At 63.9% G+C, this 6,892-nt stretch carries 5 protein-coding genes; 3 read left to right on the forward strand and 2 right to left on the reverse strand.

Going from position 1 to position 6,892, the window contains the following annotated elements; genetic code table 11:
• Positions 1-77 precede the first annotated feature (77 nt).
• Complete coding sequence (gene ggt, locus ACEQXE_RS10600; protein WP_370179164.1) at positions 78-1,805, reverse strand: gamma-glutamyltransferase; 1,728 nt, start codon at positions 1,803-1,805, stop codon at positions 78-80.
• An 8-nt stretch (positions 1,806-1,813) separates the two neighbouring features.
• Positions 1,814-2,872 (reverse strand): quinone-dependent dihydroorotate dehydrogenase, encoded by a 1,059-nt coding sequence (locus ACEQXE_RS10605; protein ID WP_370179166.1) that lies wholly within the window; start codon positions 2,870-2,872, stop codon positions 1,814-1,816.
• 104 nt (positions 2,873-2,976) lie between these two features.
• On the opposite strand from ACEQXE_RS10605, the gene ACEQXE_RS10610 reads away from it, so the two are divergent.
• The 3 genes from ACEQXE_RS10610 to sufB form a co-directional block, all read left to right on the forward strand.
• Positions 2,977-4,827 (forward strand): DUF885 family protein, encoded by a 1,851-nt coding sequence (locus ACEQXE_RS10610; protein WP_370179167.1) that lies wholly within the window; start codon positions 2,977-2,979, stop codon positions 4,825-4,827.
• A 311-nt stretch (positions 4,828-5,138) separates the two neighbouring features.
• Positions 5,139-5,561, forward strand: a complete 423-nt coding sequence (locus ACEQXE_RS10615) for an SUF system Fe-S cluster assembly regulator (RefSeq protein WP_370179175.1) — start codon at positions 5,139-5,141, stop codon at positions 5,559-5,561.
• On the forward strand, positions 5,558-6,892 hold a 1,335-nt coding region (sufB, locus tag ACEQXE_RS10620; RefSeq protein ID WP_370179169.1), incomplete at its 3' end, for a Fe-S cluster assembly protein SufB. The genes ACEQXE_RS10615 and sufB, both read left to right, overlap by 4 nt.

The following is a 6,892-nucleotide window of genomic DNA, read 5'->3' on the forward strand; positions in this document are numbered from 1 at the left end:
GTTTTCGTTCTGTTTATAACTGTGCGGGGCCCTCTAAGCTCCCGTCGACGCTACGACAAGCGCGATGTGGCCGTTCCTCAAGGCAGGTCGAGGAGGCCTGCCAGCCGCGGATCGCGCGCCGACACCCAGCGTCCGTCACGGCGCAGAAGTGCCCCGGCCTTCACCGGTGCGGGGCGGACCGACAGCGTCTGGTGGCCCAGTGCGCGGAACTCTTCCTGGCTCTCGGCCAGCCAAGTCCCCTGTTCCAGCAGCACCGCGTCGCCGAAAGCCATCACGAAGGGCAGGCCCAGCGCCTGCTCTGCGTCGAGGCCGAAATCGATGGCCCCGATAATGCTGCGCGCGGTTTGTACGGGGATCGTGCTGCCGCCCGCTGCGCCCACTGCCATGAAGGGTTCGCCTTGCAGATCGTAGACCACGACGGGCGACATCGAACTGCGCGGGCGCTTGCCGCCCTCCACCCGGTTTGCCACCGGCTTTCCGTCGACCTTGGGCGACCGGCTGAAATCGGTCAGCTCGTTGTTGAGGTAGAATCCGCCAACCATCAGGCCCGATCCGAAAGCGCCTTCAATGGTCGAGGTATAGCTGATCATCGTGCCGTTGGAGTCGACCACGGCGAAGTGCGACGTGCCCTGTTCTTCGGGTTCGTCGCCATCGGCCCGCGCGACATCGGCACCGGCTGGCGACCCGGCCTCGACCTTGGCAAGCCGTGTGTCGGGCGCGATCAGGGCGCTACGCTGCGCCAGATAATCGGGTGCGATCAGACCTTCGACCGGGACAGGCACGAAATCGCTGTCTGCAAGGTAGATTTCTCGATCGGCATAGGCGAGCCGCTGCGATTCGAGGAACAGGTGCCAGGTTACCGGATTGCGCGGGCCAAGCGCAGCCAGGTCGAACCGCTCCAGCTGGCCCAGGATCTGGAGCACGGCGATCCCGCCCGAAGTCGGTGGGCCCATCGCGCAGATGCGATAGGTTCGATAGGTACCGCATACCGGTGCGCGCTCTATTGCGTCGTAGCCTTCGATATCGGCCACGGTCATCGCGGCATTGCGGGGCGTATCTGCGGCCACAGTGCGGGCGATCTCTTGACCAAGTTCGCCATTGTAGAATGCGCGCGGCCCCGCTTGCGCGATCCGTTCGAGCGTGTCGGCCAGGTCCGGGTTGGTTATCGTAGTGCCCACCGCCAAAGGCTGCCCCGCCGCATCGTAGAACAGAGCCTTGCCCGCCTCGCTGCGCGCCCCGCGATCACTGCTTTCGCCGAGCGAGGCGTTGAAGCGGGGATTGATCCGAAAACCATCGCGAGAGAGCGCGATGGCGGGCGCGAACAGATCGGCCCATGGCAATTTGCCATGCTGTGCATGGGCTTTTGCGGCGAGTGCGATATTGCCCGGCACGCCGACGCTCAACCCGCTGCGAACGGACTCACCGAAAGGCGGCACATTGCCATCTGCGTCGAGGAACCATTCGGGCGATGCCGCTGCGGGAGCGGTCTCGCGCCCGTCATATGTGGTGACGACGCCATCGCCGCTGCCGCGCACCATGAAGCCGCCGCCGCCGATACCTGAGCTTTGTGGCTCGACCACGGTCAGCGCCAGCATCACTGCGATGGCAGCGTCGGTGGCGTTGCCTCCCTGTTCGAGGATCGCATAGCCTGCCGCTTCGGCGCGCGGATCGGCAGCGGAGACTGCCCCGCCGCGCGCGAAATCCAAATTCTCGGCCCCGTAAAGCGGGACGGTGTCGGGTTGTACGGTGGCACAACCGCTAACGAGCAGGGCGGCGGCGAAACAGGTGAGCGTGCGCAGGAACATGGGGGTCCTCAAGCTTGCGATCCGATGGCGTCTTCAATCGACGCAAAGCCTTCGCGCTGCAACCTCTTGCTGAGGCCTTGTGCTATCCGTCGGCCCAGCATCGGACCTTGGTAGACCATCGCGGAATAGAGCTGGACGAGGCTGGCGCCCGCCACGATCCGTTCCCACGCCGCATCCGCGCTGTCGATGCCCCCGGCTGCGATCAGCGGGATTTGCCCGCCGGTCGCCTTGCGGAAATCCTTGAGCCTTTGCAGCGCGATGGGGGCCAGTGGAGCGCCCGAAAGGCCACCTGCCTGGTCGGCATGTTTCGACCGCAAAGGCGGGCGGGCAAGCGTGGTATTCGATATGATTAGTGCGGCCAGCGGGCTATCCATCGCGACCTTTACCACGGCGTCGATCTCCTTCGGCTCCAGATCGGGCGCGAGTTTCAGGAATACCGGCGTGGTCCGCGCGCCGCGCGCATCGAACACGCCATGCAGCAGGTCTTTCAGCGCATCGCCTGCCTGCAAATTGCGCAGCCCCGGCGTGTTGGGGCTGGAGATATTGACCGTCAGGTAGCTCGCCAGCGGCGCCATCAGCTCTGTCAGCAGCGCGTAATCGGCGATCCGGTCGTCGCTGTCCTTGTTGGCGCCGATATTGATGCCGACGATGCCTGTCCTGAGCGAGGTCGAAGGGCCCGGCTTGCCCGCGCGGTGGCGCAACCGCTCGTGCGCAGCCTCGGCCCCGCCATTGTTGAACCCCATGCGGTTGATCACCGCGCGATCCTCCACCAGCCGGAACAGCCGGGGTTTGGGATTGCCCGCCTGTGGCAGCGGCGTAATCGTGCCCACTTCGACAAAACCGAAGCCGAGCCCCAGCAGCGCGTCGGGCACTTCGGCGTCCTTGTCGAAACCCGGCGCGACGCCGACCGGCGAGGGGAAGTTCAGACCCGCGATGTTTACGGCAAGTCTGGGATCGTGGCGGGGAGGCCTGCCCGTCGGAGCCCGTTTGAGACTCGCTATGGAGAGGCGATGCGCGCGTTCGGCATCGAGCGCAAACAGGAGGGGGCGAGCCAACGGGTACAGCATGCAACTTGCTCTATGCCCGGTGGTCAGGCGTGTCGAGGTGCCCTTCCAACCGGGCGGGAGGTGGGGCAGGGTAGCGACACAGGAATTTCTTTGGAGAGGAATCGATGAAGCGCGTCCCTATCGCAGCGACCATGACTGCCAGCCTGGCGCTTGCCGCCTGTGCAGGCACACCCGGAGAGATGGCCAGCGTAACCTCGCCCGCGCCTGCGGTGTCGGAAACAAGTACGGCGCCTCAACAAGTCCCGGCCGATATCGACGACTTCTTCGACGCTTACGACGATGCGCAGCTCGCCAGCAGTCCGCTGACCAAGGCCTATCGCGGCATCCGCGACGAGGATTATGGCGAATGGGGCGATTTTACGCTCGCCGGGGTGAGAGAAGACCAGCAGCGGCAGCAGAACTACGCGGCGCGGATGCGCGCCAGCTACGATGTCGATGCGCTGGGCGAGCAGGACGCGCTATCCTACCGCCTGTTCGATGCGATGGCACAGCGCTCCGCCTCGCTCGCACCGTTTACCGAGTACAATTACCTGTTCGACCAGATGAACGGTGCGCAGAGCGGGCTGCCCGCCTTCCTCATCAATATCCATGCGGTGCAGAACGCCGCGCATGCCGAAGCCTATATTTCGCGGATCGCCGCATTGGGGGGAGTCATCGACACGCTGACTGCCCGCGCGCGCGCGCAGGCCGAGGCCGGGGTTATGCCGCCCGACTGGGTCTACTCCTACGTGATCTCCGACATCCGCAACTTGCTCGATGCGGGCACGGACAATGCAGTGCTCGAAGACTTCAATGGCAAGGTAATGCGTCTGCGCGAAAACGCCCAAGTGCCGATATCGGAATCGCGGGCGATCGACTTGACCGGCCGCGCTGCTGCCGCATGGACGCAAAGCGCCGTACCTGCCTACCGGCGCCTCCTCGCCGAAATGGAACGCCAGCAAGCCATCGCGCCGACCGAGGACGGGATCTGGCGCTTCGACAAGGGCGCTCAATATTACGACGCTCTGCTCGCCAGCTATACGACCACCGATCTGACAGCCGACCAGATCCATCGGCTGGGGGTAGAGAATGTCGCGCGCATCCATGACGAAATGCGCACCATCATGCGGCAGGTCGGGTTCGAAGGCACCTTGCAGGAATTCTTCGAATTCACCCGCACCGACGATCGCTTTTATTACGACACGCGCGAAGCTTACCTCGCCGATGCGCAGGCGGTGATCGATGCAATGGAAGCGAAACTGCCCGAATATTTCACCACGCTGCCCAAGGCGGATATGGTCATCAAGCCGGTCGAGGCGTTTCGCGAACAAAGTGCGGGCAAGGCTTTCTACCAGAGCCCGGCCCCCGACGGGTCGCGCCCCGGCACCTACTACGTGAACCTGTATAACCTGAAGGACATGAGCAAGAACGAGCTGGAAGCGCTCGCCTATCACGAAGCGGTGCCGGGCCATCACCTCCAGCGCGCGATCCAGACCGAACTGGGCGACGTGCCGCCGTTCCGCCGCTTCGGCGGGGTCACCGCCTATACCGAGGGCTGGGGCCTCTATTCGGAGGAATTGCCCAAGGAGATGGGCTTCTACACCGATCCCTACTCCGATTTCGGGCGGCTGCAGATGGAGCTGTGGCGCGCGTGCAGGCTGGTGGTCGACACCGGCATCCACTCGAAGCGGTGGAGCCGTGAACGTGCGATCCAGTACCTGAAGGACAACACGCCCAACCCCGATGGCGATATCCGCAAGGCGATCGAGCGCTATATCGTGATGCCGGGGCAGGCGACCGCCTACATGATCGGCAAGCTCAAGATCATGGAACTGCGCGAAAAGGCCCGCGCCGAATTGGGCGAGGATTTCGACATCCGCGCCTTCCACGATGTCGTGCTGCTCGACGGGCCGGTGCCGCTGTCGATCCTGGAAGAGAATGTCGAGGCGTGGATCGCGCAGGAGAAGGGCGGGTAGGAGTCTTTTTCTATCGCGGCTGATCGCGCTTCGCGCGGCCTCCGAGGGGCGGCGCAGGAGCGCCGGCGGGCAGTCCCCCTTGCCGGTCTGAAAGACCGGACCGGCTCGAATAGCTTCCGTTCGCGAAGCGATCGGGGCGAGGAAACGAACAAACGGGCCACAGCCCGCAGGCGCGACTGCGCGCCCGCAGGTGCCTCGCAGCCGGACGAAGCCCGGCGGAGGGATAGCACCGAGGATGCGAACAAACGCTAACGACTCGCAAGTATCGGTTTTCGGTTGAAATCGGACTGAATCGGTCCGAATTGGGCCGCATGCGCCTTAGCAACCTCGCCGATTACGCCATTCGCATCATGGCCGCCGCCGCAAAGCATTGCGGTGGCGCGCGCGTGTCGTCGGCTGACCTGGCGCGGGAGACTGGCCTTCCGTTGCCCACCGCGCAGAAAATCGTCAGCAAATTGAGCGCCGCCGGCCTGCTGCGTTCAACGCGCGGCGCGGGTGGGGGCTTGCAGCTTGCCCGGCCCGCAGCCGCCATCAGCATGGCCGATATCGTCGAGGCGATCGAGGGCCCCATCGCGCTCGTCTCCTGCATCGATTCTGATTGCTGCACGGTCGATCGCGATTGTGCCGTCAAGCCGCACTGGCCGGTGGTCAACGCCGCAGTGCGCGGCGCGCTGGCGGATGTGTCGCTGGCGAGGATTGCCAACGAAACGCCTGCTCAGAGAGAATTGGCATGAATGAACAGGTAGAAATCCAGGATCGCCCCGAACAAGACAGGGAGGCGAAGGAAGCCGCTGCAAAGGCCGCCGAATACGAATTTGGCTGGCACGCGGAGATCGATACCGAATTCGCACCCAAGGGGCTGAGCGAAGACACGGTCAAGTTCATCAGCGCCAAGAAGGGCGAGCCCGAGTGGATGCTCGAATGGCGCCTCAAGGCTTTTCGCAAGTGGCTCACCATGGCGGAGCCCGATTGGGCGAAGCTCGGCTATCCCGAGATCGACTACCAGGACGCGTATTACTACGCCGCGCCCAAGAAGAAGGAAGAGCTCGAAAGCCTCGACGAGCTCGATCCGGACATTAAGTCGGTCTACGACAAGCTGGGCATTCCGATCGCGGAGCAGGAAGTGCTCGCCGGGGTGAAGGGCGCGCGCAAGGTGGCGGTGGATGCGGTGTTCGACAGCGTCAGCGTGGCCACCACCTTTCGCGAGGAGCTGAAGAAGGCGGGGGTGATCTTCCTCTCGATCAGCGAGGCGATCCGCGAATATCCCGAGCTGGTAAAGAAATGGCTCGGCAAGGTGGTGCCGCAGAACGACAATTTCTTCGCGACGCTCAACTGCGCGGTCTTTTCCGATGGAACCTTCGTCTATGTGCCCGAGGGCGTGCGCTGCCCTATGGAGCTGAGCACCTATTTCCGCATCAACGCGGAGAATACGGGCCAGTTCGAACGCACACTGATCGTGGCCGAAAAGGGCAGCTACGTCAGCTACCTCGAAGGCTGCACCGCGCCGATGCGCGACGAGAACCAGCTGCACGCCGCCGTGGTCGAGCTGGTCGCAATGGACGATGCCGAGATCAAGTATTCGACCGTGCAGAACTGGTATCCAGGCAATGCCGAAGGCGTGGGCGGGATCTACAATTTCGTCACCAAGCGCGGGCTGTGCCAGGGCGCGCGGTCCAAGATCAGCTGGACGCAGGTCGAGACCGGCTCTGCGGTGACGTGGAAATACCCGAGCTGCGTGCTGAATGGTGAGAACAGCGTGGGCGAGTTCTACTCGGTCGCGGTCACCAACAATCACCAGCAGGCCGACACCGGGACCAAGATGGTCCATAACGGTAAGGGCAGCCGCTCCACGATCATCTCCAAGGGGATCAGCGCGGGGCAGAGCAACAACACCTATCGCGGGCTGGTGCGCGTGGCCGCCAATGCCGATGGCGTGCGCAACCGGACCGAGTGCGATTCGCTGCTGCTGGGCGACCGCTGCGGAGCGCACACGGTGCCCTATATCGAGGTGAAGAACCCCACCGCCCAGATCGAGCACGAGGCGACCACGAGCAAAATCTCCGAC

It is taken from the genome of Alteriqipengyuania sp., from assembly GCF_964222115.1.
Classification (GTDB): Bacteria; Pseudomonadota; Alphaproteobacteria; order Sphingomonadales; family Sphingomonadaceae; genus Alteriqipengyuania.

Excerpts from the sequence above, each read along its gene's own strand:
- ggt (WP_370179164.1), bottom strand. The coding sequence starts at position 1,805 with ATGTTCCTGCGCACGCTCACCTGTTTCGCCGCCGCCCTGCTCGTTAGC.
- ACEQXE_RS10605 (WP_370179166.1), bottom strand. The coding sequence starts at position 2,872 with ATGCTGTACCCGTTGGCTCGCCCCCTCCTGTTTGCGCTCGATGCCGAA.
- ACEQXE_RS10610 (WP_370179167.1), top strand. The coding sequence starts at position 2,977 with ATGAAGCGCGTCCCTATCGCAGCGACCATGACTGCCAGCCTGGCGCTT.
- ACEQXE_RS10615 (WP_370179175.1), top strand. The coding sequence starts at position 5,139 with ATGCGCCTTAGCAACCTCGCCGATTACGCCATTCGCATCATGGCCGCC.